Here is a 26611-nt window from a genome sequence, read left to right as displayed (position 1 = left end):
GGACCGATGGAGGTCTACTCCTCGTCGTCCTCTTCGACGCAAGTCACAAGCAGCAGGTCCACGTTGTTCCGGCGGGCGTGCCGGAGCAGCGCGAGGAGGTCGAGGGAGAGGCGGTGAGCCCTGAAGCAAACGTCCGTTTCCGCCCACAGGTCTTCCTCCGGCGGCACCGTCATTAGGAAGCCTCCCCCGACCATATGCCTCACCTCGAGTTGATAGCCGCAGGCGTTGATGATGTATCGCCTGGGCACCTTCAGCCTTCCGGTCCTCCCCGACGGAGAGGCCGTGAAAGCGTCGGCGGAGGGGAAGCGGGAGAGGTCGATGTACCAGCAGCCGCAGCGGGGGAACGGCGACGGGACCTGCTTGGGCGCGAACTGGCCCCTCGCGTCGCGGCTGAGGGCCTTTTTGGATTGCGTGGCGGTGGCGGGGCTGTCAGTGCGCAGACCGGTAGCGGGTGCGTTGGTACGCATTTTCTTTTCCGAGAAGAGAGAAAGCCGCACCGTCGTCGGGGCGGCGTCGAAAGTCGGCCGCGGCGTGCGGCTTGGACCCCCTCATTGACACTCCGAACCGCCGTCCTGTCCAGTGTGAAAACGGCCTATTTTGAAGATTTTCAAATGCGACCCGGGCCTACAAAAACAGGATCAAAGCCGTTCCCCATCCCCTACTGTCGGAAGAGAATGCCGAAGTCCGCGTGCATTATCGACGCACCCCTTTTCGGTCTATAAAAACAGCCCATCGGACTATAAGAAAGTGGATGCCGATGCGTCTCGGCATCCCCGGCGGAGAGTTTGTGTGCGACAATCTGCCTCACCCGCGAGCGGTCGCGGCCGGCGGAGCGGGGGTGAAAACCGGCCCCCCGCTCCGCCCGCCCCGGCGCCGGCCGACAAACCGGCGTTCCCCCCGGGGCGTTGCCGCTTCCGCTCACGCCGCGTCGGCCCGCAGCAGTCCGCAGCCGTCGGCGATCGAACAGGCCCCCCGCTGGTCCGGCAGGATCGCCAGGTGGTCCGGCCGGTAGTTCGTCGCGGTCGCCTCGTAGGCCCGCCCTCGGGAGTCCACCCCCGGCACCCCGTCCGCGTCGAAGTAGAGGCCCGTCGAGACCTCCACGGCGGTCCCCGCGGCCAACGCGGCGGCGACCCGCCGGTCGACCCGCTCGGCCCGGTCCGCGTCGACCCACACGTCGGCGATCAGATTGCCCCGGCCGTCGACCCGGGCGTTGAACACCGTGCCGATCTTCTGCTTGCTGAACACCTCCGGGCTGCCCGCGTAGCTGTCCTGATAGAGGCCGGGGTGGTAAACGACCACCGGCCGGCCGTTCCACAGCGGGGCGGAGCGGCGGAGTTCCTCGGCGGGATAGTTCACCGGCCCCAGATTCCCGGCGTGCGTGCCCGGCGTCAGCATCACCACCGGGGCGACGAGGTGCGGGCGGTCTTCGAGGGTGGCGGAGCGGGTTCTGGCCATCGGGGGAGGGTCGGCTGGGCGTGGCGGGGGAGGGACCGCGGGGCGGTTCACCAGCCCGGCAGGTCGAGGGGCTGCGGGCCGGAGGAGGGGGCGGGGCCGCGGTTCGGCCGGTCCTTTTCGGAGGGCTCCGGCGTCCACTGGGGCAGGCCCAGGGGCTCCGGCGCGGCCCGGCGGCGGGTCTGGTCCGCGGCGATCGCTTCGTGCACGTCCCGCCCGGTCGGCCCTGGGTCGAACCCCGCGTCCCGCAGCAGGTCGGTGAGGGTGCGGTCGTCTCGGCCGGCGTCGTGGCCGTCCTCCCGCAGCGCGTCGCGGACGCTGGCGTGCGTATTCACCCCGTACCCCATCAACGCGAGGTCCGCGGGGGTGAGCCTGTCCGGCCCGTCGTCGCTCCCTGCGGCGTTGGCCGCGTAGCGGGCGGCCTGGGTCTCGGTGTAGCCCTGGGCGGCCGCAGGCGCGGCCCCAGGGCGGTAAACGGGCAGCCCCAGCGGTTGCACGCCGGCGGTGCGGTTTGCGGGCGGACTGGCCGCGTTGCAGCAGTAGGCGTTGGTCAGCGTTTGCATCGGTTCGGTGTCGTGTAAGTGGTCTTGTTTGCGAGGCCGGCCCATTCGTCGCGGACTTGAACGAGGGAGCCGTGCCAATCCAGGTCTTCGACGATCCGGTAGGCGGCGAACCGGGCGATCCCCGCCCGGGCCGCGGCCTGTCCGATCGTCAGCGGGGCTCGGCTGCGGGCGAAAACTCGCAGCAGGCGATCGCGTGTGTCAGGGGCGTCCGCGGGCGCGGGCGCGGGCGCGGCGGCGGGCGTGCTGGTGATGCTTCCCACGTCACACCTGCACGGAGTTCACGAGGTTCTGAAATTCGGCCCGTTCCTCGTCGCGTTGAATTTCCCACAACGCGCGGCGGTCCTCCTGCCGCTTCAACGGGTCGTGCTCGCGCCGTTCCCGCTCGGCGGCTTCGACGGCCTCGGCGGCCCGCCTCACCTCCTGCTGCATCGCTTTCAGCTTGGCGAGGTCCGCGTCCCGGCCTTCAAAGATCGTCCCGTTCAGCAGGTGGTTCTTGAAATCGTCGAAGTCGAGTTTGAGGCGGTCGCGTTTGAGTTCCGCGTACTTCACGCGGTTGATCCACGGCTGGCCCGGCACCGTGTCCAGGCCGCAGGTAAAGTCCATAGTGACGCCCGAGGCGAACGGGCAGCACTGCGCCCCGTTGGGGGCGTAGAAGGTCTCCCCCTCCTGTTCGTGGACCGTGCCGTTCGCCTTCTCCCAGTTCTCGAGGTGCTTGGCCGGGGAGAGCGAAAAGTCGTAGGGGCGTTCGGTCTGGTGGTCGTACATGGCGGGGGTTCGGGAGGGGTTTGGGGAGGGGGATTCAGCCGGCCACGCGGGGTTTGCGTCCGGCCAGGGACACCGCCCCGGCCACCGCGTTGGCGATGTCGTCGTGGGCTCCGCGCGGGTGGTCGACGGAGTCGCGGCCCCCGCTGTGGGGCCGGCGTTCGAGGCCGGCGAGCTGATCCAGCAGGGCGGCGTTGTCGGGCAGTTCCACCTCCCCGCTGGTCAAGCGGGGGAGCAGTTCGAGATACAGCTCCGACTTCGACTTCTTGACGTCCTCATATCTCAGGCCGTGCTTCTTGAAGGCCTCGACGGTGTATTCGGCCGCGTAGTTGTCCCCGACCACCTTTCGCACCCCGTACCGCTTGGCGGTCGCGGTCATCTCCTTCACCGCGAGGGCGGGGCTGAACGGGGGGCGAACGCGGTGGATGCAGTCGATCACAACCTTCCCGCGGGCGTCCCGGTGGGCGATCGCGAGCACGGCGTCGTCCCCCCGGCCCCCGCTCACGTCCGCGAACGCGAAGTAGCGCACTTCCCTCCGCGGGAGCAGGTCGCCTTGGCCCGGCACGACCAGCGAGTCGAGCAGGGTCCGGTCCAGGAACGCGGCCACGTCGTCGCGGAACTGGCCCATATATTCGGCCAGGGCCTTGGCCCGGTCCTCCCGCATCGCCTCCTCCACCACACGAGGATCCAGCGAGGGGTTCATGGTGCGGGAGGCGCAGTTCCAGACGAGGTTGCGGCCCGCGTCGTTCCCGTAGTTCTTCTCATACTGCTTCCACGTCCAGCCTTTCCGAGCGTGGGGAGAGCTGATCGCGATGAGCTTGCCCCCGGTGGTGGCAAGGCCGGGCTTGATCGCTCCAATGAGTTCCGAGTCGCTTTTCACCTTCGCTTCGGCGTCGAACCCGAAGAACGCGGCTTCGTCCAGCACCGCGGCGACCAGCGTATAACCCCGCACGGTGCGCCAGTCCCCGGCGAGGATGCGCACGCTGATCCCGCCGTTCAGGTCGAATCCGTCCCGGGTCTCGCGGATTACCTCCCGGGCGAGCATGGGCGTGTCGAAGGCGGCCCGGATGTAGTTCTTGACGAGGGCGGCTTGCGTTTTGATGGGGGCCAGCACGGCCACCAGCCCCTGCTCGCCCTTGTCCAGCTTCGCTTCGTGCCCGCCCAGGGCGGCTTCGTAGGCGGCGATCAACCCGGCCACGCGGCTCTTCCCGCTGCGGCGGCCGACCAGGAACAGGGCGGTGTCGAACCCCTCCGCGGGCAGGCCGGCGGGGTCTCGGCCGGTGCATTTACGGATCAGGTCTTCGTCCGTCGGGCGGGTGGGCAGGCCGTACAGCACCCGCAGGGCGGTCCGCCAGTGTCGCCACGATTTAGGACCTTCTTTCCCCACGAGGTACGGGCGGAACAGGTTGGGATCGCCCGCGGCGTCGAGGATGTTGATATTCATCCGGCCTTCCTCTCGCTGACGTAGGCCTTGAGGCTGGGGGCCTTCCGCTCGGCCGGTTCCAGACCCAGCTTCGTGAGCAGGCCGTTGAGGGCGTTCACCGCCTGGGCGTACTTGCCGAGGTCGATGTCCCCGGTCTCCGCGGCGTTCACCTCCATCGTCTGGAGGGTCAGTTCGATAAAGACCGCCCGCTCGGCCAGCATCTCCTTCCCGGTGGAGTCGATGCGGTGGTCGCTTTTGAGTTCCGCCAGCCGGTCCTTCACGGCCCGGGCCACGGTGCCCCGCTGGTCGAGCTGGTCCCAGACCTTCGGCTTGAACGTGCTGGGGATCAGGTTCCGTTTACGAGGCATGGGGAGGGTCCGGGAGATACGGTCCCGACCGGGGCGGCACCGCTCCGGCCGAGGTTCTTACGTCTCCCCAGATTAGGGACGTATCTCACCGCCGGATCGGTCTATAACGCTCCCCCCGCGGCCCTGTTTCTAGATACCCCAGCCTTCCACCGCTCCCGCGGCCCCGCACGGCGGCTCCCCTGCGGCCGCCTGCGGCATTGTGTGTGCGCCGCAGGGGTTTGCCCGCACGGGCGGCTCGGCTCGCGCTGTGGGCGCGCCTGGGCGGCAACGCGGAGTCCTACGCGGCGGCGGGTTCGTTGAGCACGCTGTAGACCGTGGGTCGGGACAGCCCGACCTCCCGGCAGATGGCGGCCACCGTCTCCCCGTCGGCCTTCAGGCGGCGGATGGTGCGTTCCTTGGCGGGCGTCACCTTGCGGCGGCCCGGCACGCCCCCGCCCCACCGCTTCCCGGCCTTACGCGCCGCGGCCTGTCCGGCCTTCACCCGCTCGCCCCGCACCTCGGTCTCCCACTCTGCCAGGGCGGCGAGGATGGAGGCGACGGCCTTTCCGATGGCGGTCCCGAAGTCGATCCCCTCGGTCACGCTGACCAGCTTCACCTTGCGCTCCCGCAGTTCGTCCAGCAGGGCGGCCACCCCGGCGGTGTTGCGGCCCAGGCGGTCCAGGCGCCAGCAGACCACCGCGGACACCTTCCCGGCCCGCACGTCCTTCATCAGGGCGTTCCAGCCCGGGCGGTCCATCACCTTCCCGGTGGCCTTGTCTTCGTACCATTTCACCGGCTCGTCCCGGACCTCCGCCCACCGCCGCAGGTCGGGCAGTTGGCTGCGGTGGCGTTGGTCGTCGCTGCTGACGCGGACGTAGATCGCGGCGTGCTTGGGGGCGGTGCGGGGCATGGCGTCGTGCGGGGGGCTGGGTGAGCCCGTACCGTCACGCGGCTCCGCGCCGTGCGCAAGTTTGTTTTACAACCCCAGCCTTACAGTTTCGGGGTCTCCCGCGGCCCTGCCGTGCTGGGGCTCGGGCGGGCTCCGCCGGCGGGGGTTGGTACTTTCCAGAGGTGCGGCGGAGCCTCGGAGAGGGTGCGGCGGCCCGGCCTCGTCGATCGGGGGTGGGGGAGCGAGAGAGGTGAGTGCCGTTCGTTGCTCCAGCGCACTGCCAAGGTTTTGCCAGATCACCTTTCTCCGCGTTCCGACGGGCACCGGTAAGACCGGTCGCAGCAGATTGTCTGCCGTTTGAAGATCGCGCTCTTGCCTTCCGGTGACGAGTAGTCAATCATGATGCCGCGGGGCTCCCCGCCGGTGATATGGCTACTGACAGCTCCTCCCCCCTCCGCCGGCTGCAAGCACAGAGAGAGGAGGCCGCTGCGCGACTTCAGCAGCAGGTCGAGCACCTAGAGTTGCTTGAGGAGGTGCTAACCGCCCAGGGCGTCGACTTCGTCCTCGAGGCTGTTGAAGAGTTCAAGCGGAACGCCGCTGCCGCGGGTAATGACGACTCCGGTCTGACCGACGCCGCGAAGGTGGAGCGGTTCCTGAGTCAACAGAGCGGCCCAGTGGCGACGGCCGTGATCGCTGAGGGGACGGGGCTTACGGCTTCGGCGGTGCGGACCGTCCTGTACGGACCCAAGAGCGAGATGTTCGAGTTCCACCCGCACCCCGATCACTCAACGCGCCGCCGCTGGACGCTCCGTACCACCTCGGATACCGACGACCGCCAACCGGATGACGGTGATACAGAGTCAGGTAAGCAGGTAGAGCCCGAGGAGGCGGACGATCAGGACCTGCCCGGCGTGCGGGAGGCGATCTTGCAGTGGCTCGACGAGAATCCCGCAGGTGCTCCTGCCTCGGACATCATCGACAACCTGCTGGGAAAGTTCAAAACTCGAAGCGAGGACCCGGAAAACGTGATGCGTAAGACGCTGCACACGTTGTACCGGAAAGGTCTAGTTCACACCGAGAAGCGGCGTGGCCGGCGGTGGTACATGCCTGCCGAGGTAACGTGGGGTCAAGCAGACGACGAGCGGGAGGCGGAAATGTAGATGTCCAACGTAAATGAGTCGGCGGTGGTAGGACACCGCCGACTCGTGCAACCGATTCATCCCTGGAAGGATTTCACCGTGTCCGTGAGAACGCGGCCGGGCTGCGCGTGTATCGTCGCCCGCGGTCCGCCGCTGTCAAGCAGTTACTAACAAGGCCGCCCCGCCTCCCGCACGTTGCGGAGGACGGGACGGATGCGGCGGTGGCGAAACTGGCAAACGCACCGGATTCGAAATCCGGCGGGACGCTCCTGGACAGAGCACACGTCCCTTGCGGGTTCGAACCCCGCCCGCCGCATGTCCCCCAGGCCACGGAGGCCGGGCCGTGGGGGAGCCGAGCAGGTCCATTCTACGGGATGGACCGGCCCAGGCGGAAGCGGCCTCCGTCAGGAACCTGAAAGGAGGTCATCGTGAGCAAGCCGAAAAAGAAGCGCACGAAGACCAAGATCAAGGTCCCGCCCGGCCACCGACTGATCTGGCGGCCTTGGATCACCGTGAACGGTAAGCGTATCCACGCTTCCGAACGCGGGATCAAGGCATTCCCGATCGTGGTGCCCGTGGCGGCGTAACGGAGAACGCCCCCGTACGGCTGGTACCCGTACGGGGGTGTCGTTTTAGCGCGTTCGCCGTTCACCGTCCAGCCGACCTGGAACGGGTCGGGTGGTGGAGGAGTTCATTGAGCAGGTGAGATAGAGAAGTTGTGCTCCTGCGCAGATGAGGGGTTTCGTGTTCCCCTCACCCTCACTGTCTCCGGTCTCCCCTTTGACTCCTGTACGCCAAAAGCTCCCCGAACATACACACACGGGGGGCTCCGGGGGCGGTGCTCCCCATTACCCAAGCACTTTTGCCCTAACCCCTTACCCTGCTGCGCTTTACGGGTGTTTTGAACACGGCGGCCAGGCGCGGGTGATTTCGGCGTCTCCTCCGAAGACTTTTCGGTACTCCCGGGCCATCACCTCCGCCGCGAACTCCGCGTCCGAAACCCGGCAGAGGACCGCGTCGTGCAGGCCCAGGGCGGGCTTGCCCTCGTCCACGAACCGGCCGAGCACCGCGAGCATCAACTGCACGTCGAGCCGTTGGAGCCGCAGGCCGGCCCCGGTGTGAAAGTGCCGGGCGATGGGGGCGTGAGCCCGCTTGATCGCGTCCAGCATGTCGCCCACGCCGACCCCGCAGGTTTCCAGCGCGGCCCGGAACTCCGGGCTCCGGCCGATCGCCTCGTCCTGTACCGCGGCCCCGACGGCGGCCTTTCGGGTGGCGGCGTTGAGCAGGATGTTCGTGGCCACCTTGACCCCCTTCCGCACCGCGGCGGGCGCGTCCCCGTTCGGGCAGGCGGCCGGCAGCACCCGGGCCGGTTGGTAAACGTCGCCGCGGAACTCGTGTCCGCCGTAGTGGTACAACGCCCGCGGGTGAAACCCGCTGTAGTCCAGTTCGGCGATCGGCTCCCCGTCGATCCGCATGGTGCGCCGCACGGCCCGCGGGAGGTCGTTGTAGGCGTTCGCGGTCGAACTGTAGAGCCGGCCGCCGTGCTTGAAGTCTTCGTTGTAGATCGCCCGCACGACGACGTTCGGCTGGTCCGGCACCGGGCGGCCGTCGAGGTCGCGGTAAATCTTCCAGGCGTGGTTCAGGTTGGCGTCGTTCAACCGGATCACGGCCTCCTCCACCTCCCGCACCTCCGCGGCGGTGTAGCGATCCAGTCGGGGCCAGCGGCGGGGGTTCCCGTCCGCGTCGTGGAGGACCACCGGGGCGAACCGGCTGGGGAGCGAGCCGCGGCGGGCGGTGGAGGCGGGCGGGGCGGGGGTCACGTCGATCAGGTCGGTGAGGGTGAAGTGCTGGGCGCGTCGCAGGCGTTCGCCCCGGAAGGTCAGCCCGTACCGGGTCGTCTTCCCGGCCCGCTCGCTGCCGGTGCGTTTCAGCACCAGCCCCGCGGCGACCAGGGCGTCCCAGGCTCGGACTCGGGCCTTGGTTCCGCTGTGTCTCGTATCCCGACCGTCGGCCGTCGCCCGGCCCGCGTTGGCGGCCGCGTAGAGGTCCGCTAAGGCGCAGGCCGCGGCCTCGCGGGCCTTCCGGCCCCGGGGCAGGTCGAGCAGGGGGAGCACGTCGTTCTCGAAGTGCTCGGAGAACGGGCTCGCCACCGGCCGCGGTTCGTGCGGCACGCTGGGGAGGGTCCGCAGGCGGTCGGCCCTGCGGGCGTCCATCCACCGCACGGCGGAGACCCGCGGCGGCTCGGTCGGGGATGCGTGGGTCGGCCCGTTCGCCTCTGGGCGGGGGGCGACCTGGGGTCGCGTTGTCATGGTCGTGCAAGGGTTTGGGTGTGGCGACCCCCCGGCCGTTCCGCCCCTTGCACAGTGCGGAACGGCCGGGGGTGTCCTGGGGGAGGTCCGTCGACCCCCCAAACCACACCCCTACCGTCGGACCCGCGGCGCGAACCGGGCGGGCGATTCGGTGGGAGCAGGTTCGTTCAACCTGTGCGGCTCCCTGCGGCCCTGGGCTCCCGGGCCGGGCGTTGGCTCGCGGCGGGGGCTCGGCTCGCGCTGTGGGCGCGCCTGGGCGGCAAAACGGCGGCCGTCCCGCGTGCGGCGGGGGCGGGCTCGGGCTACGCTGGCCGGGTCTCCCCGCTCACGGTGAAGGCCAGTGTGTTACCTGTCAGCGCAGGCGAAGGCCAACGGCGATTGGATTCGCAGCACCCCGGCGCTGCACGTCGACGAGAACGGCGACGGCCTGTTGTTCGTCGCCGGGATTCGGGACGTGCTGATCGCCCTCGACGCCGCCACCGGTGAGGAGCGCTGGCGGGTCGACTTCGCCGCCCGGGCCGGCATGGATCCGGAGGCGTTCGGCCACGTCGCCAGCCCGCTGGCGCTGTCCGACGAGACCGGCGACGCGGCCGTCTACGTCCACACGGTCGCCGGCTTCAGCAAGGTGGACGCCGCCGCCGGCGAGGCGCTCTGGACCGTGCTCGACCGGACCGTGGGCGCCGACGGCGAGAGCATGATGACCGAAGGGGCGTTCTCCTCCCCGGTCGCCGCCACGATCGGCGGCGTGCCGCAGATTCTCGTCCAGACCCGCACGCGGTTGTACGGCGTGAATCCGGCGGACGGGTTCGGCCTGTGGCACACGGACGTCGAGGCGTTCCGCGGGATGAACATCCTCACCCCCGTCGTCCTGCCGTTACGCGGCGAGACCGGCGGCGGGGCCCGCCTGCTGACGAGCACGTACGGCGGCGGGACGACGCTGCGCGAGGTCAAACGAACCGACGGCCTGTGGGTCGTCTCCACCGAGTGGGAGAACAACCGGCAGGGCTATATGAGCAGCCCGGTCGTGATCGACGGGTACGTCTATCAGCACCTCAAGAACGATCGGCTCGTCTGCTACGACCTGGAGACGGGCGAGGCGGCGTGGACCGGCCCGCCGGGGCCGGACTACCGCTCGCTCGTCACCGACGGGGCGAGAATTCTGTCGCTGGGATCGGGCGGCGAACTGGAACTGATCGCCGCCGACCCGACGGAGTTCAGGCTCCTCGACGAACGGGCGGTCACCGACGCCACCAGCTGGGCCCACGTCGCCGTGACGGGGAACGGCGAGGGCGGGCGGATCTTCGTGCGGGCGTTAGATGCGTTGATCGCCTATGAGTTCTGAACCGCCCGCCGCCGATGAGCCGCTCCCCAGGGTCGTCGAACCGTGGTACGCCCGACGTTGGGTCTGGCGGTACGGAGCCCCGGCGGCGATCGTGGCCGCGAATTTTGCGGCGGCCGTCGCGGTCAGCCGGTTTTTCCCCCGCTCGTTCGACGTGGTCCAGCGGCTTTATCAGGCCGCGGGCGGCGGCCGGACGGGCGTCGCGGCGGTGGCCGCGGCGCTCGCCGCGCCCGCGGCGGTTCCGGTCGCCGTCTTGGAGCTGCGACGCTGGGGCGTCACCCGCCGCGGGGTGGGGCGGGCGCTGGCCGCGACGCTGGCCGCGTTTGGCGCCCTGACCGCCCTCGTGTTCGCCGCCATCACCGCGGTTCGAGTTTGGAACGGGATGCCGTGGTGACCTCCTCTCTCCCCCCGTTCGACGGCGCTGACGACGCCGGCGTCTGGCGGCGGGCCGTCTGGTTGGGGGCGCTGCCGCTGGCGATCGTGGCCGGCAACTTCGCCCTGCTGCTGATCTGCGAAACGTCCGGCGTCGATCCCGTCCGCGACCTGATCAACGCGCTCTACAACGCCGGCGGCCGGAGCTGGTTAGGAGATCTCTATGTGATGAGTCTCTGTTCCGTCCCCGCGACCGCCGCCGGGTGCGCCTGGCTGGTCTGGCGCGGGCGGGCGGACCCGGCGGCGTGGCGGGCCGCGGCGGTCTACGCGATCGTCGGCGGCGCGTGGTGGCTGGGCACGGGGCTGGCGACGATCACGGCGTTCCGGGAGATCTTCTAAACCGAAGCGGCCGCCGCGCCCGACGCCGCCCGCCGTTCGTTCCCGCCGGAATCTTGATGTCCGACGCCCCGCCGCCCGACGACGACCTGATGGCCGCAGCCCGGCCGCGGTGGTGGGGCGTCACGCCCGCCGTCCTCCCGCAGCCGTGGTGGGCCGGGGGGGCGCCGCGACGCCGCGACTGGGCGACGCTCCTGGAGCCGGACCCCTTCGACCCCGCCGGGCCGTGGCGGCGGGCGGCGGTCTGGCTGCTGACCGTCCCGCTGCTGGCGTTCGTCGGCAGCTTCGTCCTGCTGGTCGTCTGCATGAGGCTGCGGATCGAGCCGGTCTGGTCGTTGATGCGCTGGTGGGAACGCACGTTTTGGGAATGGACGATCCTCGTGCCCTGCCTGATCCCCGCCGCGGCGGCGGGCGGTCTGTGGTTGCTCCGCCGCGGGCGCTGGGAGCCGCCGGCCCGGCGGGCGGCGGCGGTCTACGCCGTCGGCGTGGGGTGGCTGTACCTGTCCGGGGCGGCGGCGGTCTCGGTCCTCGGCGAGATCCTCTGACCTCGGCCGGGAACCCGCGGCGGACGGACGCCGGAACCGCCCCGCGGGCTTAGGATGGGACCGCAATGGCCGACGACGTTCCCCTCGCCGACGATCCGCTCGACACCCCTGTGCAGTACGTCCGCGGCTGCGGCCCCCGCCGGGCGGCGCTGCTGGCCAAGCTGGACATTCTGACGGTCCGCGATCTGCTCTTTCTGTTGCCGCGGGACGTGCTGGACCTCTCCGTCGCCGCGTCGGTCGAGGAGCTGAACGCCGACACGATTCACACCGTCCGCGGCGTGGTGGTCGACGTCGACGCCCGCCCCACCCGCAACGGCCGCACGCTGGTCAAAGCGGTGGTGGAGACGAACTCGGGCATGGTTCGGGCGAGCTTCTTCAATCAGCCGTGGATGCGCAAGAAGTTGCCGCCCGGCCAGCGGGTGATGCTGACCGGCAAGCCGAAACGCTACGACGGGGCCTGGGAGTTTTCGTCGCCGCAGGTGCAGAGCTTAGAGGGCGAGCCGGACGGGGCGGCCGGCGGCATCGAGCCCCGCTACGCCCTCACCGAGGGGGTGAACCAGCGGGGGCTCAACATGCTGGCGACCCGGGCGGTGGAGGGGTTCGGGCATTATATCTGCGACCCGCTGCCCAAGGCGTTCCGCGACCAGCACGGCCTGCCGCACCTCCGCGACGCCGCCGCGAACCTGCACGCCGCCCAGACGCTGGAGGACTTCAACGCCGCCCGGGACCGGGTGCTGTTCGACGATCTATTCGAGTTCCAACTCGGCGTCGCCCTGCGGCGCCGGCTGTGGCGGAGCGGGGGGAGCGCCGACCCGCTGCCGGTCTCCGCCAAGATCGACGCCCGCATCCGCCGGCTGTTCCCCTTCGAATTCACCGACGGCCAGAACCAGGCCGTCAAAGAGATCGCCGCCGATCTGGCCAGCGAAATCGCGATGCACCGGCTGCTTCAAGCCGACGTGGGGGCCGGCAAAACGGTGGTCGCGCTCTACGCCATGTTGACCGCCGTGGCCCACGGCCGGCAGGCGGTGTTGATGGCCCCGACGGAGGTCCTCGCCAACCAGCATTGGGCCACGGTGCAGCACGCCCTCGCCCACAGCCGGGTCGAACGGCGATTGTTGACCGGCCGTTTGACGGCGAAGAAGCGGAAGGATCTGCGGGCGAGAATTAAAAGCGGGGCGGTGCAACTGATCGTCGGCACGCAGGCCCTCATTCAAAAGGGGGTGGAGATCCCGCGGTTGGGGGTCGCGGTGGTGGACGAGCAGCACAAGTTCGGCGTCGCCCAGCGGGCCGCCTTCAGCGCCGGCGACCGCGACCCGCACGTGCTGGTGATGACCGCCACGCCGATCCCCCGCAGCCTCGCCCTCACCCAGTTCGGCGATCTGGACGTGACCACCGTCCGCGACCTGCCCCCCGGCCGCCAACCGGTCGTCACCAGCCGCGTGCCCGGCCCCAAGGCCCGGCAGAAGACCTGGCATTTTATTCGGGAGAAGCTGGACGAGGGCCGCCAACTGTACGTCATCTGCCCGAAGGTCGGCTCGGCGGACGAAGCCGACGCCGAAAGCGACGAACTCTCCGCCTCCGTCGAGGCGACTTATAAGGAACTGGTCGAGGGGGAATTGAAGGGCTACGCGGTCGGCCTGGTGCACGGCCGCATGGACGCGGACAAAAAGGACGCCGCGATGAACGCCTTCAAAACCGGCGAGACGCGGGTTCTCGTCAGCACCACGGTGGTGGAGGTCGGCGTGGACGTGCCCAACGCGACGCTGATGGTCATTCAAAAAGCAGAGAGCTTCGGCCTGAGCCAACTCCACCAGCTCCGCGGCCGCGTCGCCCGGGGCTCCCGGCGGGGGTATTGCTTCCTCTACACCGACCAGACGAGCCCCGCGGCGACGGAGCGGTTGGGCGTATTGGAACGCACCACCGACGGCTTTGAAATCGCCGAGGCCGACTTCGCCCAACGCGGCCCCGGCCACGTGCTGGGCACCCGGCAGAGCGGCAAAAGCGCCCTCCGCGTCGCCGACCCGCAACGCGACCGGGACTTACTGGAAACGGCCCGCCGCCGGGCGTTTCACCTCGTGGAGACCGCCCAGTTCGACGAGCCGGACTGGGCAATGGTGAAGGCCGAGGTGCTGGACCGCTTCGGCGAGGTGCTCGAACTGGCGAAGACCGGATAGACGCGGCCTCCTTTCGGCCTGATCGACGCCGCCCGCACCCGGTTCCGACGTTTCGTACCTCGTCGCGGACCTCGCTGACGCTTCGGGTTAGTGGTGAGTCGCCGCGTCCTCCGCCGTGACCGGCCCGCGGAAGGTCCAGTAGACGACGAAGGTGTACGCCGCCACGAACGGCAGGCCGATCGCGGCGATGAGGGCCATCAGGGCGAGCGTGGAATCGCTGCTGGCGGCGTTGTCGATCGTCAGACTGTGGGCCGGGTTCGGGTTGGAGACGATCATGTTCGGGTACAGGGCCGTGCCGAACAAAAAGACCAGCGCCGCGATCGTGCCGCCGGTGCTGAGAAAGGCTTCCCGGGGGCGGTCCCGCCGCAGGCAGCGGGGGACGTTCGCCAGCGCCAGCAGGTTCAACACGACCACCACGGCCGCCCAGGGGAAGCCGCGAAAATTGCGGGTGGCGTCCGGCACGAAGGCCAGCGTCAGGCCGGTGGCGAGGACGAACGTCGCCAGATAGATCCAATAACAGCCCCACGCCCAGCGGGTGACGCGCTCCCGCAGTTCGCCGACCGTTTTGAGCCGCAGGAACGTGGCCCCGTGCAGGGCGAACGCCGCGACGGCCAGCCCGCCGATGAGCAGGGCGTAGGGCGACAGTTCGTCCGCCAGGGAGCCGACGAAGATGCCGCGTTCGTTCAGCGGCACCCCGTCGATGCTCGCCCCCACCGCCGTGCCGAACAGAACCGCCGCCAGCGAACTGCTGAGCGTGAACCCCCAGTCGCAGGCCCGCCGCCAGCGGCGGTGGGCGAATTTATGCCGGAACTCGACGCTGACCGCCCGGAAGATCAGGGCGAACAGGAGCAGCATAAAGGGGACGTAGAACCCGCTGAACGCCGTGGCGTAGGCCTCCGGGAAGGCGGCGAACAGCGCTCCGCCGAAGGTCACCAGCCAGACCTCGTTGCCGTCCCACAGCGGGCCGATCGTCTTGACCAGCACGTTGCGGTCCTCGTCGCTTTTCGCCAGCGGGTGCAGGATGCCCACCCCCAAATCGAATCCGTCCAGCACCGCGTACCCGGCCAGGAGGACGCCCAGCAGCCAGAACCAGAGGGTGGCGTAGTCCATGCTTCGGGGGAGGAGTGAAGGGGGAGGAGGGAGGGGGAAACGGCGGCGGAGCTAGGGGGGGCCGGGCGGTGGGGCGTCTCCCCTCCCCCCTCCCTCATTCCCCCTCCCCGAATCCTTCGCCTCCGTCAGCGACCGATCATGATCCGGCCGGTACGCGGCGGCGTCGAGCAGGCCTTCCGTGGCGCCCTCGGCGGCCGGTTCGGGGAAGTCCCAGTCCGGGCCGCGGGTGATTTTCGTGTGCAGCACCGAGACCCACACCGCGAACAGCAGCAGGTCGATCAGGGCGAACATAATAATCGACCACAGCACCTGGCTCGCCTCGACCGCTTCGGAGAGGGCGTCGCTGGTGCGCAGGCCCCCCCGCAATTCGCCGTCGATCAGCGACGGGTAGACGACCCACGGTTGCCGGCCGACCTCCGCCGCGACCCAGCCGGCCTCGTTGGCGAGAAACGCCAGCGCCACGGCCCCCACGTAAAACCGCAGCAGCCATGTCTTGTCCCACAGCGTGCCCCGCCAGCGCCAATAACTCGTCAGCAGCGTGGCGCCGATAAACAGCATGCCGATCGCCACCATCAGGTGATAGCTTTGAAAGGTGATCCAGACGGGCGGCTCGCCGTAGTCCTCTTTGAGATCGTCCAACCCCGGCACGGCCGTTTCAAAGTCTTCGTGCACCAGAAACGACAGCCCGGCCGGCACGGCGAGGCCGAACCGCACCTCGCGGCGCTGGTCGTCCGGCCAGCCGAACAGGTACAGCGGGGCGGGCTGCTCGGTTTGATACAGCCCCTCGAACGCCGCCAGCTTCGCCGGTTGGTGCTCCGCCACGTTCTGGGCCTGCAGGTGTCCGCTGAGGAGTTGGGCGAGGCTGGCCGTGGTCGCGAGGATCAGCCCCCCGGTGAAGCTGCGGCGGGCGAACTCCGCGTGCCGGTTCTTTAGTAGATACCAGGCGCTGACGCTCAGCACGAAGAACGCCCCGAGGATATAGGACCCCAGATAAACGTGAATCAGTCGGTGGACGGCGGAGGGATTGGTCAGCATCGCCCAGAAGTCCGTGATCTCCGCCCGTTGATAGATCACGCCGTTGATCTCCCGCTCCACCAGGGCGAAGCCGGCGGGCGTTTGCTGCCAGCTGTTGGCGATCACGATCCAGACGGCGCTGAACATCCCCCCGAGGCAGACCATGCAGGTGGCGAAGAAGTGCGTTTTCGGCCCCACCCGGTCCCAGCCGAACAGCAGGACGGCTAGAAAACCGCTTTCCAGAAAGAAGGCGAAGATGCCCTCCGCCGCCAGGGCGCTGCCGAACACGTCGCCGACGTAGCGGCTGTAGGCGGCCCAGTTCGTGCCGAACTCGAACTCCATCACGATGCCCGTGACGACCCCCAACGCGAACGTCGCCCCGAACAGCCCGGTCCAGAACTTCGCCGCGGCGTGGTAGCGGCCGTCCTTCGTCCACAGGTGCATCCCCTCGAGATACACCATCACCACGCTCAACCCGATGGTGAGCGGGGGGAATAAATAGTGGAACATGATGGTGAGCGCGAACTGCAGTCGGCTCAACAGCAGGACGTCCATCGCAGCGTGCCTCCCGGCCCGGACCGGCGCGGCGTGCGGGGCGCGGGGCCGACGTCACTGTCGGCCTCCGCCCGGGGACCGCAACCGTGCCGTCGGTCACAGGGCGGTTTGACGCGGGCGCACAGTTTCCCCCGCGATCGCTCCGCTCTCTCTCGGAGACGCGCCGAGTCCCGCGTCGCGTCCCCCGTTGTCGCAGTATGCGGCGGCGGCCCTCGTTTCGGGAAAAATCGATGCGACCCGTTGACGCCGTTATCGGGAGGCGATAACGTGCGTCGGCCCGGTCGCAATCGTCGAGCGATATCGGGCGTCCGTCCTCTGCCGCAAGGGGTTCTGTATGGCCGCGTCGACTCCGCCGCCCGACCGGGCGGCCCCGGATCGCTTCGCCCCGGACCTGGTCCGCGGCAGTTTGGACCTGATGGCGCTCGCCGCGCTGTCCGACGGGGCGACGTACGGCCTGGCGATCCAGCAGCGACTGCGGGCCGCCAGCGGGGGGTTGGTGGAAGCGAACCCCGGCACGCTGTACCCGCTGCTGCACCGGTTGGAGGCGGACGGGCTGATCGCCGCGGAGTGGCGGACCGAGGAGGGCCGCCGCCGCAAGTGGTACACGCTGACGGCCGCCGGCCGCCGCAAGCTAACCGACCGGGCCGCTCAGTGGTACGCCTACGCGGAGACCGTCCGCGGGCTGCTGGAGCCGGCCGTCGGCCCGCCCGCCCCCGCCCTCAAACCGGCCTGAGAGGAGCGGACCGATGCCCGCCGAGGAGTTCGACGCCTACCTCAAAACGCTGTCGGGCCGGCTGCGGTTGAAGCCGGCCCGGCGGGCGGAATTGTCGGACGAGTTGCGGGACCACCTGGAGACCCGTCTGGAGGAACTGACCGCCGAGGGCGTGCCCCGCGCCGCGGCGGTCCGGAAGGCGTTGGAAGAATTCGGCGACGCCGCCGGGCTGGCGTCGCAGATGTCGTTCGCGTTCGCCGTTCACGCCCGCCGCCGCCGAAGAAAGACTGTCATGCGCGTTACCGCCTCCGCCGCCGCGACCCTCGCCTGCGGCATCGCCGTCGCCTATTTATTCGCCCCGCCCAATCCGGCGGTGAACCCGCCGGGCCCGGCGCTGGCCCAGGACGAGCCGGCCCCCGCGGCGGAGCCGGGCGACCCGTTCTCCGCGTCGGCCGAGGCGTCCGGCGACCCGTTCGGGGGACCGGCCGCGCCCGCCTCGCCGGACGAGGCGAAGATGATTGCGTTGGAGAAGGCGCTGGACGCTCCCACGGAACTGGACGCTCGCCCCGGCGATACGCTCGCGGAGGCGCTCGACGGTCTGGCCAGCCAGCACGAGATCGTCATCCTGCCGGACAGTCGCGCCCTCGCCCCGCAGGGGATGGATCTGCGGGACCTGCCGATCGATAATCCACCAAAGTTGAGCGGCTATTCGCTGCGGACGGTGTTGAACGTGTTGCTGTCCGCGGCCAAAAACGAGGAGCCGCTTGCCGCGGTCCCTCGGAACGGCATCCTATTCGTCACCACGCAGGAGGCGGCGGGGCTGGACTTGGAAACGCGCATCTATAACGTCCGCGACCTGCTGATCAACGTGCGGGCGTCGAAGCCCGCCGACGTCATGGAAGGCTTCGGCGGCGGACAGGAGGGCGGCGCGGGGATGTTCAGCCTGCCGCCGGTCCACAACCAACTCGGCGGTATGGGCGGCGGCGGTATGGGCGGCGGCGGTATGGGCGGCGGCGGTATGGGCCTTGGCGGCATGGGCGGCTATGTGGACGGGCCGTTCGCTCCGAACGCCCCGTCCGGGCCGGCGGACGAACTGGTCGACATGATCCTCTCGGTGACCGGCGGCGACGCGTTCGGTGGGCCGTGGCTGATCGCCGACGGCACGGGCGGCACGATTGAGCACTTCAACGGCCTGCTGGCCGTCCGGCAGACCGCCGCGGTGCACCGGCAAATTGAAGACCTGCTCGCCGCCCTCCGCCGCAGCGCCGCCGAACGCGACTGGAACGCCGCCGCGACGATGCCGGAGCCGGACGCGGGCGCCACCGGGGCCGGCATGTCGATGGAGACCCTGCTGGTCGTCGTCGGGGAGAACGGCATTCTCTCCGTCGACGGCCGGGACGGACTGTCCGAAGCGGAGGTCCGTACGGCGTTGAGGGAGGCGGCCGCGCGGACGCCCCTGCGGCCCGTCATCGTCGAGGCGGACGAGAGCGTCCCCAACCGGGCGGTGCAGGAGGCGGTCCGGACGGTCAACCGCGCCGGGCTGAAGAACGTCGCGCTCCGGGCTGCCGACACGACGGCCACCGACATGACGGGCGACGACCCGACGGGCGACGCCCCGGCCGGCGTCGGGACGCCGTTTTCGAATCAATAACGAACGGCGGCCGAGACGGCCGGCGGCGGGTCGGTCGCCGCCGGCGCCGGCGTGAACGGCCACACCTGCGGGACGACGAGCATCGTCACCGCGAACACCAGCGCCGTCAGCGGCAGGCCTAACCGCAGGTAGTCGCTCGTTTTATAGCCGCCGGGGCCGTAGACCATCAGGTTCGTCTGGAACCCGACCGGGCCGGCGAACACGCCGCTGGCGGCGGCCATCACGGCGATTACGAACGGCAGCGGGTCCAAATTCAAACCCTCCGCCACCGCCAGCGCGATGCCGAAGGTCAGCACGCCGGCGGCCTTGGCGGTGATGAGGTTCGCCAGCACGGCGGTCAGCAGGAACGTCACGGCCAGCTGGGCGTGGGCGTTGGCGCCGGCCAGGGTGGTCAGGTGGTGGGCGAGGTAGTCGTCGGTTCCGCTGTTTTGCAGGGCCGCCCCCAGCCCCAGCCCGGCGGCCATGGTGATGAGGACGCTCCAGTCGACGGCCCGACGGGCCTCGCTGATCAGCAGACAGCGGGTGAAAATCATCGCCCCGCAGGCGATCGCCGCCGCCAGGGCGGGGGGGACGTCGAAGAACATCGCCGTCACCATCGCCGCCAATATGACGCGAGCGATCCAGGCTTTATGAAACCGAGGCGGGACGCTGTCCGCCACGCCGGAGACCAGAAAGAAGTGCTTGCCGAACCGCCGCAGCTTCACGAAGCCCGGCGGCGCTTCTAATAACAGCGTATCGCCGGGGCGGAGGCGGATGTCGCCGATCTTGCCCACGACCCGCTCCCCGCCGCGGGCCACGGCGATGATGGCGGCGTTGTAATGGCTGCGGAAGCGGCTCTCGCGGACGGTGCGGTCGAGGAAGGGGTAGCCGTCGGAGACGACCGCCTCCACCAGTTGCCGGGCGCCCTGGCCTTGGCTGGGAGTGTCGAGTTTGAACGTCTGATCGGCCGCCGGGGTGAGCCCGGGCAGGCGGCGGAGGTCCTTCACGCTGTCGACGGCGCCGACGAACACCAGCCGGTCGCCCGCCCGCAGGCGTTCGTTCGGCCCGACCGCGGCGACGACCTGCTCGGTCCGGGCCGGCGGCGGCGGCGGGCCGGCGGCGGCCCCGGGCGGGGCGTCGGCGTCCGTCCCCCCGTCGGACGGTTCGGCCGGCACGTCGCGGACGATCTCCAATAAATACGCCCCCGGCAAATGCCGCAGGCCGGCGCCCTCGACCGTCTGGCCCACCATCGGGCTGTCGGGTTGAAGGGTCATCTCCACGGCGTATTCGCGGGTGTCGCGGAGGTTCGCCCCGGCCGGGGTGCGGTCCGGCAGGAGCCACTTCGAGGCGACCGCCAGAAACGCCACGCCCAGTACGGCGCACGGCAGGCCGACCCAGGTGATGTCGAATAATTCCAACCCCGGGTGCGTGCCCCCGTCCGGCGTGCGGAGCTTGACCAGCTCCCCGTTCAACACCAGCAGCGTGCTCGTGCCGATGAGCGTGCACATGCCCCCCAGCACCGCGGCGAAGGAGAGCGGCATCAGCACTTTACTGGGGCTCATCCCGTGCCGCTTCGCCCAGTCGCTGACGACCGGCAGCGCCGCGGCGACGACCGGGGTGTTATTGAGAAAGGCGCTGACGACCGCCGCCGGGGCCGCCACCCGGAAGACGGCGCTCGCCGTGCCGGAGGGGCGCCCCAAGAGCTGACGGCCGGCGTACTCCACCGCCCCGGTCTGCCGCAGGCCCTCGGCGACGGCGAAGAGAATGCCGACCGCCGCCAGCCCCGGGTTCCCCAGCCCGTCCAGCGCCCCGGGGTTCTCATAGGTCCCGCTGAGCGGCACCACCCCGCAGGCGACCAGCAACACCAACCCGCCGCACAGCACGGCGTCCGGGGCGGCGGCGGTCGCCACCAACGCCGCCACGCAGGCGGCCAGCACGCCCAGCGTCAGGCCGATGTCGAAGGTGAGCGGCACGGCGGATTAACGCCGCGGGGTCAACACGGCGGCGGCGGCCTCCAGCACGGCGTCGTGCAGCGGGCCGTTCGTGGCGATCACGCCCCGGTTCTTCTCCAGGCCGCGGCCGTGGGTGAAGTCCAGCGGGCGGCCGTCCACGTCCGTCACCCGGCCGCCGGCCTCCTCGATCACCGCCACGCCGGCGGCGTGGTCCCAGATGCGTTCCACGTACCCCGGCCGGGTGGGCAGCCGCAGATAAATCTCCGCCCCGCCGCGGGCGACCTCGGCGTATTTGGCCTGCGAATCCAGCCGCAGCGGCTCGGCGGAGACGCCCAGTTTCTCCGCGATCTCCGCGGCGGCCCCGTGGGCGGTGTGGCCGGACTCCACCGATTCGCACACCCGGGCCGCGGCCAGATCGGTTTGGGGCGAGGCGGAAATCGCGGCGGGGGACGAATCCGGCTCCAGCGACCGCACCGTCGCTCCGGCGCCCCGCTCGGCGGCGAACAGCGCCCCGGTGTCGCCCGCCAGCGGCAGGTTCGGGCAGGCCAGTACGCCGACGACCGGCACGCCGTTTTCGATCAGGGCGACCGCCACCGCGTATTGACCACCGCGGAGAAACCCCTTGGTGCCGTCGATCGGATCGACCGTCCAGAACCGTCCGCCGGCGCCGCCCTCGGCGCCGCCGCGGTCGATCCAGTTCAGCACGTCGTCCAGCGTGGCCGCGGGCAGGTCGAAGTGCCGGCCGGCGACGTTCACCGCGTCCAACACCTGCGAGGCGAATTTCGCCTGCTCCCCGCTCCGCAGGGCGGCCGCGTCCTCCTCGCCGACGACCGGGTCGTCCGGGAACGTCTCCGCCATCGCCCGGCAGACGAGGGCCTGAGCGGCGAAGTCCGCGACGGTGACGGGACTTTTGTCCTTCTTATCCAGCGCCGCCGGATCGGCGGCGGAGCGGACCGCCCGGCACGCCGCCGCGGCCCAGCGGCCGGCCTGCACGGCGGCGGAGAGAGCGGCGGACTCGGACATAGACGAACGACGGGAGCGGAGACGCGGCGGGGCGCGGCAGTCTAGCCGGATCGTCCGCCGCCCGTCATCCGCGACTGTCGATGGCTCTCGCCCGCCGCGCACGACCGCCCGGGCCGAACGAAAACAGGGCGCCCCGCGGATCGCGGGGCGCCCTGAGCGACGTCGGCGGCGGGGGGCCGTCGGCGAGGTGCGGGCGCCGGTCCTCCCCTCGTCCGTCGCGGTTCAGCGACGGATGTTGAGGTAGAAGTTCCGGGTGCCGATCGTAAACCCGCGGTCGTAGCCGAAGCCGCGATTATAGCCGAAGCCCCGGTCGAAGGAGCGGTAGCCGCGGCCGTAGCGGGAGCCGTAGTAGCCCCGGTCGTAGCCGAACGACCGGCCGCGGTAGCGCCCGGGGTGATAGCCGTAGATCGGCGTGCCGTAGTGGCCGTGATACCCGCTGTGGCGATGACCGCGATGGCCGCGGTCGCCGGCCTCCGCCGCATTCGGGGCGGCCAGCAAACCGAGGCTCAACAAAGCGGCGCCGGCGACGATTTTCGGAAGGAGTCGAGACGACATGGGAGTTCTCAATGAGGGGAAGGCAACGGGGACGCGGTTCGCGTCGCACCGATCCTTCGTTCCCGCAGGATTGATGCCAGTTCCGACAGGTAACGTCGTAACCCTATGTGGATAACTAGGTTGTAATGATTTGTCTGCTCCGCGGGCGGTGACGCCGGCTGTCGCGTGATCGCACCCGGTGTGATCGATCTGATTACGCTTCCGGCCGCAGCGGCCGTCCGACGAGCCGCTCCCAAGCGTCCATCAGTTCCGCAAACGCCGGCCCCGGGGCGCCGGCGCCGACCGGGCGGCCGTCGATGCTAACCGCGGGCCACAGGATGGGCGTGGTGGAGGCCACCAGCGCCTCGTCCGCCGTGCACAGGTCCGCGACGGTCAACGGGCGTTCTTCCCATTGAAAGCCGAGGTCCGTCGCCAACTCCCGGGTGACGGCCTGCGTGACGCCCTCCAGCGTGCCGGACAGCGGCGGGACGCAAATCGTGCGGCCGCGGACGCTCAGCACGTTGCCGGTGTCCGTTTCCGCGACCGTCCCGTCGATGTGGAGGAGGAGCGGCTTCGCCCCCGGCTCGAGCGTCGCCGCCTGCCGGGCGGCGATCCGCCAATGCAGCCGACTGCGGGTTTTGATGTGGGGATCGAGGCAGACGGCGGGGATCTGCCGCGTCGCCGGGACGACCAGCCGCACGCCCTCGCGATACTCCGCCGCGAACCGTTCGGCTTCGAGGACCGTCGTCGTCACCCCTGCACGCGAAGGCCCGCCGGGCGAACCGGCGGAGACGAACAGGCCGACGCTCAGTTCGTCCCCCGCGGCCCCGGTTCGCGTCAGCAGGGCGACGTTGTGCCGCACGACCGCGGCGACCGCCTCCGCCAACTCCTCCCGCGGGGCGGGCAGATCGATGAACGCCCCGGCGGCGCTGCGTTCCAAGCGGTCGAGGTGCCGGTCGACGGCGAAGGGGACGCCGTCGAAGGTCCGCAGCCGCTCCGTCACCGCCGCCCCGCCGGTCGCCAGGGCGTCGTCCAGCGGCAGGGCCGCGTCCGCCGCGGGCAGCAGCCGACCGCCGAGGTAGGCGACGGGGCGATCGGGCGGCGGGGCGGCGGCGGTCACCGGGGCAGCTTAGAGAATCTCTCCGACCCCCGCGTCACACCAACCCGACGCGTCAGCGAGGGCGTCGCCCGCCGCCCGGCGGGACGCGGCTCCCGCTGCGCGGAGGCCCTCGCTGACGCTTCGGGTTAGTGTTGGCGATCGTTCCCCATCCGCCCTCCGCCTGCCCCCTTCCGCCTTCAAAAGATGTCGCCCGTCTCCCCCGAAACGACCCGCGTCGGCTGGATCGGCACCGGCGTGATGGGCGCCGCGATGGCCGAGCGGCTGCTGGACGCGGGCTACTCCCTCACCGTTTATAATCGCACCCCGGCGAAGGCCGAACCGCTGACGGCGAAGGGGGCGACGCTCGCCGACGATCCCCGGGCCGTCGCGGAGAACAGCGACGTGACGATCACGATGGTCGGCTATCCGCACGACGTGCGGGCCGTCGTGCTGGGGGAAGACGGCGTGCTCGCCGGGGCGAGACCTCATTCAATCCTCGTCGATATGACCACCAGCGCCCCCGCGTTGGCGGTCGAGATCGCCGAGGCCGCCGAGAAACGGCGGGTCCGCAGTCTGGACGCCCCCGTCAGCGGCGGGGACGTGGGGGCGAGGAACGGGGCGCTGTCGATCATGTGCGGCGGGGACGAAGCGGCGTTCCACGCCCTCGCCCCGCTGTTCGACGTGCTGGGCAAAACGGTCGTGTTGCAGGGCGGCCCCGGGGCCGGGCAGCACACGAAGATGGTCAATCAAACCCTCATCGCCTCCAATATGGTCGGCGTCTGCGAGGCGCTGGTCTACGCCGCCCGGGCGGGGCTGGATTTAGAGACGGTGTTGAAAAGCGTCAGCGGCGGGGCCGCGGGCTCTTGGAGCCTCTCGAACCTGGCGCCGCGGATGTTGAAGCGCGATTTCGCCCCCGGGTTCTACGTCGAGCACTTCCTCAAGGACCTCGGCCTGGCCCTGAGCGAAGCGGACCGCATGAACCTCTGCCTGCCGGGGCTGGCCCTCGCCCGGCAGCTCTATAACGCCGTCGCCGCCGCCGGCGGCGGGCGGGACGGCACCCAGGCGCTGGTGCGGGTCGTCGCGGACCTCGCCGGCCGGCCGTGGGGCGAATAGTGGGGCGGGCGGCCTCACCAGGCCCGGAACGTCTGTCGGCCGGCGGACGCGGCGTGCGGGGGGAGTTCGACGAACCCGTCCGATCGGGACAGGGCGACGGTGTCGGAGGCGCCGCGGCCGTCGACGATTTCCGCCGTCGGGCGTCCCGCCGTCGCGGCGTCCTCGTTCAGTCGGACCGGACGGAACCGCCACAGCGGCAGGGGGCGGTCGGCGGGATCGTCCGGGGGCGGGATCTCCACCGGCGCCGTCGGCTCCGGCCCCGGGAACCCGGCGACGTGGCGGAGCAGGTCGACGCCGATCCGCCGGGCCAGGCACAGCGCCGCCGCCGGGTTGCCCGGCAGGCCGAGTAGCAACCGCCCCCCGCCGGACCCGGCGCCGCCCGGTCCGGCCCCCACCGTCGCGGCGAAAACCGGTTTGCCGGGGCGGACCGGCAGGCCATGGAACAGCGGGCGTCCGCCGATCGCCCGGACGGCGTCGGGGACGAAGTCGTACTCGCCGACGGAGACCCCGCCGGTCGTCACCACGGCGTCGTGCCGGTCGAGCAGCACCGCGAGGGTCTGGGCCAGCAGAGTCGGGTCGTCGCCGACGTACGCCGGCGGGGAGACGCGCAGATACGGCCGGCGGGCCAGCAGGGCGGCGACGGCGGGGCCGTTGGCGTCGCGGACGTCCCAGGGGGCGAGGTCCCGCGGAACGGGCAGGCGGGCGTCGGCGTCCCGCAGCGGGGCCGACGCCGGCAGCGTCGAGGACCGCACCTCCGCCCCCGTGACCAGCACCGCGACCCGCACCCGGCGTCGGACCGTCAGCACGGCGTACCCGCAGGCCGCCGCCGCCGCGACGATCGCGGCGTTCACCGTCGCGCCCGGCGCCGCGATCGGGTCGCCGGCCCAGCCGTTCTCCCCGCGGCGCCGGACGTTCGCCCCGGCGGGCACGGCCCGGGCCAGCCCGGCGGGCACGGCGATGCGGTCCGTTCCGGCCTGGCCGCGGCTCCCGCGGGTCACCTGTTCCTGACGGATCACCCGGTCGCAGCCCTCCGGCACCGGGGCGCCGGTGAAGATTCGCACCGCCGACCCGGCGACGTGCTCCGGCGGCGGGCTGCCCGCGGCGGCCTCCCCCACGACCGACAGCGAGCCGGCGTCCTCCGGCAGGTCCGGGGCGCCCACGGCGTAGCCGTCCATCGCGGACAGGTCGCAGGCCGGGCTGTCGCGGTCCAGCGTCGGGGCGACCGCCAGCACGCGGCCGACGGCTTCGGCGAGGGGGGCCTCCTCCGTGCCGACCGTCCCCAACGCCGCCCGGGAGGCGTCGATCGCGGCGGCGGGGCTGTCGAAGGCGAACGTGGGCATGCCGGCATGCGGGGGCGAGAGAGTACGGTAGGTCGGAGTTGGCCCCGGGCGCCGTCGGAGCGAAGCGGCCCGCCCCTCCCGGAGCACGAACCGAACCGCCCATGATCGACCCCGCCGATCCGCCCGCCGTCGCGGAGCCTGCATCTTCCGGGCCGACCGCGCGCCGGGCGCCGGAACCGACCGCGTCCGCGGCGCCGGAACCGGCCGCCCCGGAGGCCGATCCGCGCCGGATGCTGAACCGCCGGTTCGCCGCCGCGATGACCGCCGCGGCGCTGCTGGCGGTGGCGAACCAAACGCTCGTGCAGCCGGCCCTGCTGGACCTGACGACCGACGCGCCGGTGATCAACGTGGCGGGCCGGCAGCGGATGCTCAGCCAGCGGTTGGCGAAGGCGGCGCTGGCCGGGGAAGACGCCGCCTCCCCCGACGAACGGGCCGCCCGCCGCGAGGAGCTGCGGGACACGCTGGCGCTGTGGACCCGCTCCCACCGCGGGCTGCGGAACGGCGACGCCGCCCTGGAGTTGCCGGGAAAGAACCCCCCGCCGGTGAGGGCCGCGTTCGACGAGCTGGAGCCGCACTTCGACGCCGCCCGCCGGGCCGCCGCCGACCTGATCGCCGGCCGCGGCGACCCGGCGGAGCGCCGCCGGGCGCTGCTCGCCGCCGAACGGGAGTACCTGCCGCGGATGGACCGGATCGTGTCCCTCTACGAAGACGAGGCGCAGGCCCGCGTGGCGGCGCTGCGGCGGACCGGCTGGGGGCTGACGTTCCTGGTGCTGATCGCGTTGGCGGCGGTGGGCCTGTTCGTGCTGCGGCCGGCCGGCC

27 protein-coding genes and 1 tRNA gene are annotated in these 26611 nt (G+C 70.9%); 12 read left to right on the top strand and 16 right to left on the bottom strand.

Annotated features, from left to right (window positions below; all coding sequences use genetic code 11):
- Positions 1 to 14: 14 nt before the first annotated feature.
- The 8 genes from ACG2DA_RS04675 to ACG2DA_RS04640 all read right to left on the bottom strand — a co-directional run bounded on the left by ACG2DA_RS04675 (position 15) and on the right by ACG2DA_RS04640 (position 5457).
- A complete protein-coding gene (locus ACG2DA_RS04675; RefSeq protein ID WP_395254312.1) occupies positions 15 to 467 on the bottom strand; it encodes a hypothetical protein in 453 nt (150 codons plus the stop codon).
- 451 nt (positions 468 to 918) lie between these two features.
- Positions 919 to 1455, bottom strand: coding sequence for a DUF2213 domain-containing protein (locus ACG2DA_RS04670; protein WP_395254311.1), 537 nt, complete (start codon positions 1453 to 1455; stop codon positions 919 to 921).
- Between the two features lie 47 nt (positions 1456 to 1502).
- Positions 1503 to 2015 (bottom strand): hypothetical protein, encoded by a 513-nt coding sequence (locus ACG2DA_RS04665; protein WP_395254310.1) that lies wholly within the window; start codon positions 2013 to 2015, stop codon positions 1503 to 1505.
- Positions 2003 to 2275, bottom strand: a complete 273-nt coding sequence (locus ACG2DA_RS04660) for a helix-turn-helix domain-containing protein (RefSeq protein ID WP_395254309.1) — start codon at positions 2273 to 2275, stop codon at positions 2003 to 2005. Before ACG2DA_RS04660 ends, ACG2DA_RS04665 begins: the two co-directional genes overlap by 13 nt.
- Before the next feature lies 1 nt (position 2276).
- Positions 2277 to 2780, bottom strand: a complete 504-nt coding sequence (locus ACG2DA_RS04655; RefSeq protein WP_395254308.1) for a hypothetical protein — start codon at positions 2778 to 2780, stop codon at positions 2277 to 2279.
- A gap of 34 nt (positions 2781 to 2814) precedes the next feature.
- Complete coding sequence (locus ACG2DA_RS04650; protein ID WP_395254307.1) at positions 2815 to 4221, bottom strand: hypothetical protein; 1407 nt, start codon at positions 4219 to 4221, stop codon at positions 2815 to 2817.
- The gene (locus tag ACG2DA_RS04645) at positions 4218 to 4568 is read right to left on the bottom strand and encodes a hypothetical protein (RefSeq protein WP_395254306.1); all 351 of its coding nucleotides are present in this window, start codon (positions 4566 to 4568) and stop codon (positions 4218 to 4220) included. Before ACG2DA_RS04645 ends, ACG2DA_RS04650 begins: the two co-directional genes overlap by 4 nt.
- A 277-nt stretch (positions 4569 to 4845) precedes the next feature.
- Positions 4846 to 5457: a recombinase family protein gene (locus ACG2DA_RS04640; protein WP_395254305.1), complete on the bottom strand. Its 612-nt coding sequence runs from the start codon at positions 5455 to 5457 to the stop codon at positions 4846 to 4848.
- Between the two features lie 407 nt (positions 5458 to 5864).
- Here ACG2DA_RS04640 and ACG2DA_RS04635 point away from each other — a divergent pair, with 407 nt between their 5' ends.
- The 3 genes from ACG2DA_RS04635 to ACG2DA_RS04625 all read left to right on the top strand — a co-directional run bounded on the left by ACG2DA_RS04635 (position 5865) and on the right by ACG2DA_RS04625 (position 7162).
- Positions 5865 to 6596, top strand: a complete 732-nt coding sequence (locus tag ACG2DA_RS04635; protein WP_395254304.1) for a hypothetical protein — start codon at positions 5865 to 5867, stop codon at positions 6594 to 6596.
- 194 nt (positions 6597 to 6790) lie between these two features.
- Positions 6791 to 6891 (top strand) — tRNA-Ser (locus ACG2DA_RS04630).
- 112 nt (positions 6892 to 7003) lie between these two features.
- On the top strand, positions 7004 to 7162 hold the full coding sequence (locus ACG2DA_RS04625) for a hypothetical protein (RefSeq protein WP_395254303.1): 159 nt from the start codon (positions 7004 to 7006) through the stop codon (positions 7160 to 7162).
- Positions 7163 to 7465: 303 nt separating this feature from the next.
- On the opposite strand, the gene ACG2DA_RS04620 is transcribed toward ACG2DA_RS04625, so the two are convergent.
- On the bottom strand, positions 7466 to 8884 hold the full coding sequence (locus ACG2DA_RS04620) for a hypothetical protein (protein WP_395254302.1): 1419 nt from the start codon (positions 8882 to 8884) through the stop codon (positions 7466 to 7468).
- Positions 8885 to 9224: 340 nt separating this feature from the next.
- Between ACG2DA_RS04620 and ACG2DA_RS04615 the strand changes: the two genes are divergently transcribed.
- From ACG2DA_RS04615 to recG, 5 genes are all read left to right on the top strand, one after another.
- Entirely contained in the window at positions 9225 to 10226 is a 1002-nt protein-coding gene (locus tag ACG2DA_RS04615) for a PQQ-binding-like beta-propeller repeat protein (RefSeq protein ID WP_395254301.1), read from the top strand.
- Positions 10216 to 10617 (top strand): hypothetical protein, encoded by a 402-nt coding sequence (locus ACG2DA_RS04610; RefSeq protein WP_395254300.1) that lies wholly within the window; start codon positions 10216 to 10218, stop codon positions 10615 to 10617. The genes ACG2DA_RS04615 and ACG2DA_RS04610 overlap by 11 nt, the downstream gene beginning before the upstream one ends.
- Positions 10611 to 10994 carry a hypothetical protein gene (locus tag ACG2DA_RS04605; protein ID WP_395254299.1) on the top strand — a complete coding sequence of 128 codons (384 nt, stop codon included), beginning with the start codon at positions 10611 to 10613 and terminating at the stop codon, positions 10992 to 10994. The genes ACG2DA_RS04610 and ACG2DA_RS04605 overlap by 7 nt, the downstream gene beginning before the upstream one ends.
- 56 nt (positions 10995 to 11050) lie before the next feature.
- Positions 11051 to 11536 carry a hypothetical protein gene (locus ACG2DA_RS04600; RefSeq protein ID WP_395254298.1) on the top strand — a complete coding sequence of 162 codons (486 nt, stop codon included), beginning with the start codon at positions 11051 to 11053 and terminating at the stop codon, positions 11534 to 11536.
- Positions 11537 to 11601: 65 nt separating this feature from the next.
- Complete coding sequence (gene recG / locus ACG2DA_RS04595; protein ID WP_395254297.1) at positions 11602 to 13710, top strand: ATP-dependent DNA helicase RecG; 2109 nt, start codon at positions 11602 to 11604, stop codon at positions 13708 to 13710.
- An 87-nt stretch (positions 13711 to 13797) separates the two neighbouring features.
- Here the strand turns inward: recG and cydB are convergent, their stop codons facing one another.
- Together cydB and ACG2DA_RS04585 are read right to left on the bottom strand one after the other, a co-directional pair.
- Positions 13798 to 14820 carry a cytochrome d ubiquinol oxidase subunit II gene (cydB, locus tag ACG2DA_RS04590; RefSeq protein ID WP_395254296.1) on the bottom strand — a complete coding sequence of 341 codons (1023 nt, stop codon included), beginning with the start codon at positions 14818 to 14820 and terminating at the stop codon, positions 13798 to 13800.
- A gap of 51 nt (positions 14821 to 14871) precedes the next feature.
- On the bottom strand, positions 14872 to 16389 hold the full coding sequence (locus ACG2DA_RS04585) for a cytochrome ubiquinol oxidase subunit I (protein WP_395254295.1): 1518 nt from the start codon (positions 16387 to 16389) through the stop codon (positions 14872 to 14874).
- A 334-nt stretch (positions 16390 to 16723) separates the two neighbouring features.
- On the opposite strand from ACG2DA_RS04585, the gene ACG2DA_RS04580 reads away from it, so the two are divergent.
- Both ACG2DA_RS04580 and ACG2DA_RS04575 read left to right on the top strand, forming a co-directional pair.
- Entirely contained in the window at positions 16724 to 17122 is a 399-nt protein-coding gene (locus tag ACG2DA_RS04580) for a PadR family transcriptional regulator (RefSeq protein ID WP_395254294.1), read from the top strand.
- Between the two features lie 13 nt (positions 17123 to 17135).
- Entirely contained in the window at positions 17136 to 18752 is a 1617-nt protein-coding gene (locus ACG2DA_RS04575; RefSeq protein ID WP_395254293.1) for a permease prefix domain 1-containing protein, read from the top strand.
- On the opposite strand, the gene ACG2DA_RS04570 is transcribed toward ACG2DA_RS04575, so the two are convergent.
- From ACG2DA_RS04570 to ACG2DA_RS04555, 4 genes are all read right to left on the bottom strand, one after another.
- Positions 18746 to 20704 (bottom strand): SLC13 family permease, encoded by a 1959-nt coding sequence (locus tag ACG2DA_RS04570; protein WP_395254292.1) that lies wholly within the window; start codon positions 20702 to 20704, stop codon positions 18746 to 18748. The genes ACG2DA_RS04575 and ACG2DA_RS04570 overlap by 7 nt on opposite strands.
- A gap of 6 nt (positions 20705 to 20710) precedes the next feature.
- Positions 20711 to 21706, bottom strand: a complete 996-nt coding sequence (locus ACG2DA_RS04565; RefSeq protein WP_395254291.1) for a 3'(2'),5'-bisphosphate nucleotidase — start codon at positions 21704 to 21706, stop codon at positions 20711 to 20713.
- A gap of 222 nt (positions 21707 to 21928) precedes the next feature.
- A complete protein-coding gene (locus tag ACG2DA_RS04560; protein WP_395254290.1) occupies positions 21929 to 22261 on the bottom strand; it encodes a hypothetical protein in 333 nt (110 codons plus the stop codon).
- A 193-nt stretch (positions 22262 to 22454) separates the two neighbouring features.
- Entirely contained in the window at positions 22455 to 23360 is a 906-nt protein-coding gene (locus ACG2DA_RS04555) for an aminotransferase class IV (RefSeq protein ID WP_395254289.1), read from the bottom strand.
- 183 nt (positions 23361 to 23543) lie between these two features.
- On the opposite strand from ACG2DA_RS04555, the gene ACG2DA_RS04550 reads away from it, so the two are divergent.
- A complete protein-coding gene (locus ACG2DA_RS04550; protein ID WP_395254288.1) occupies positions 23544 to 24452 on the top strand; it encodes an NAD(P)-dependent oxidoreductase in 909 nt (302 codons plus the stop codon).
- A 14-nt stretch (positions 24453 to 24466) separates the two neighbouring features.
- Here ACG2DA_RS04550 and ACG2DA_RS04545 read toward each other — a convergent pair whose 3' ends face one another.
- On the bottom strand, positions 24467 to 25792 hold the full coding sequence (locus ACG2DA_RS04545) for a molybdopterin molybdotransferase MoeA (RefSeq protein WP_395254287.1): 1326 nt from the start codon (positions 25790 to 25792) through the stop codon (positions 24467 to 24469).
- Positions 25793 to 25893: 101 nt separating this feature from the next.
- Here ACG2DA_RS04545 and ACG2DA_RS04540 point away from each other — a divergent pair.
- Positions 25894 to 26611, top strand: a 718-nt coding sequence (locus ACG2DA_RS04540) for a type IV pili methyl-accepting chemotaxis transducer N-terminal domain-containing protein (RefSeq protein WP_395254286.1), incomplete at its 3' end; no start/stop codon positions are given.

Source organism: Alienimonas sp. DA493, from assembly GCF_043951915.1.
Classification (GTDB): Bacteria; Planctomycetota; Planctomycetia; order Planctomycetales; family Planctomycetaceae; genus Alienimonas.
Note: the sequence above shows the minus strand (reverse complement) of the source record. Positions and strands in the feature narration are given on the sequence as shown.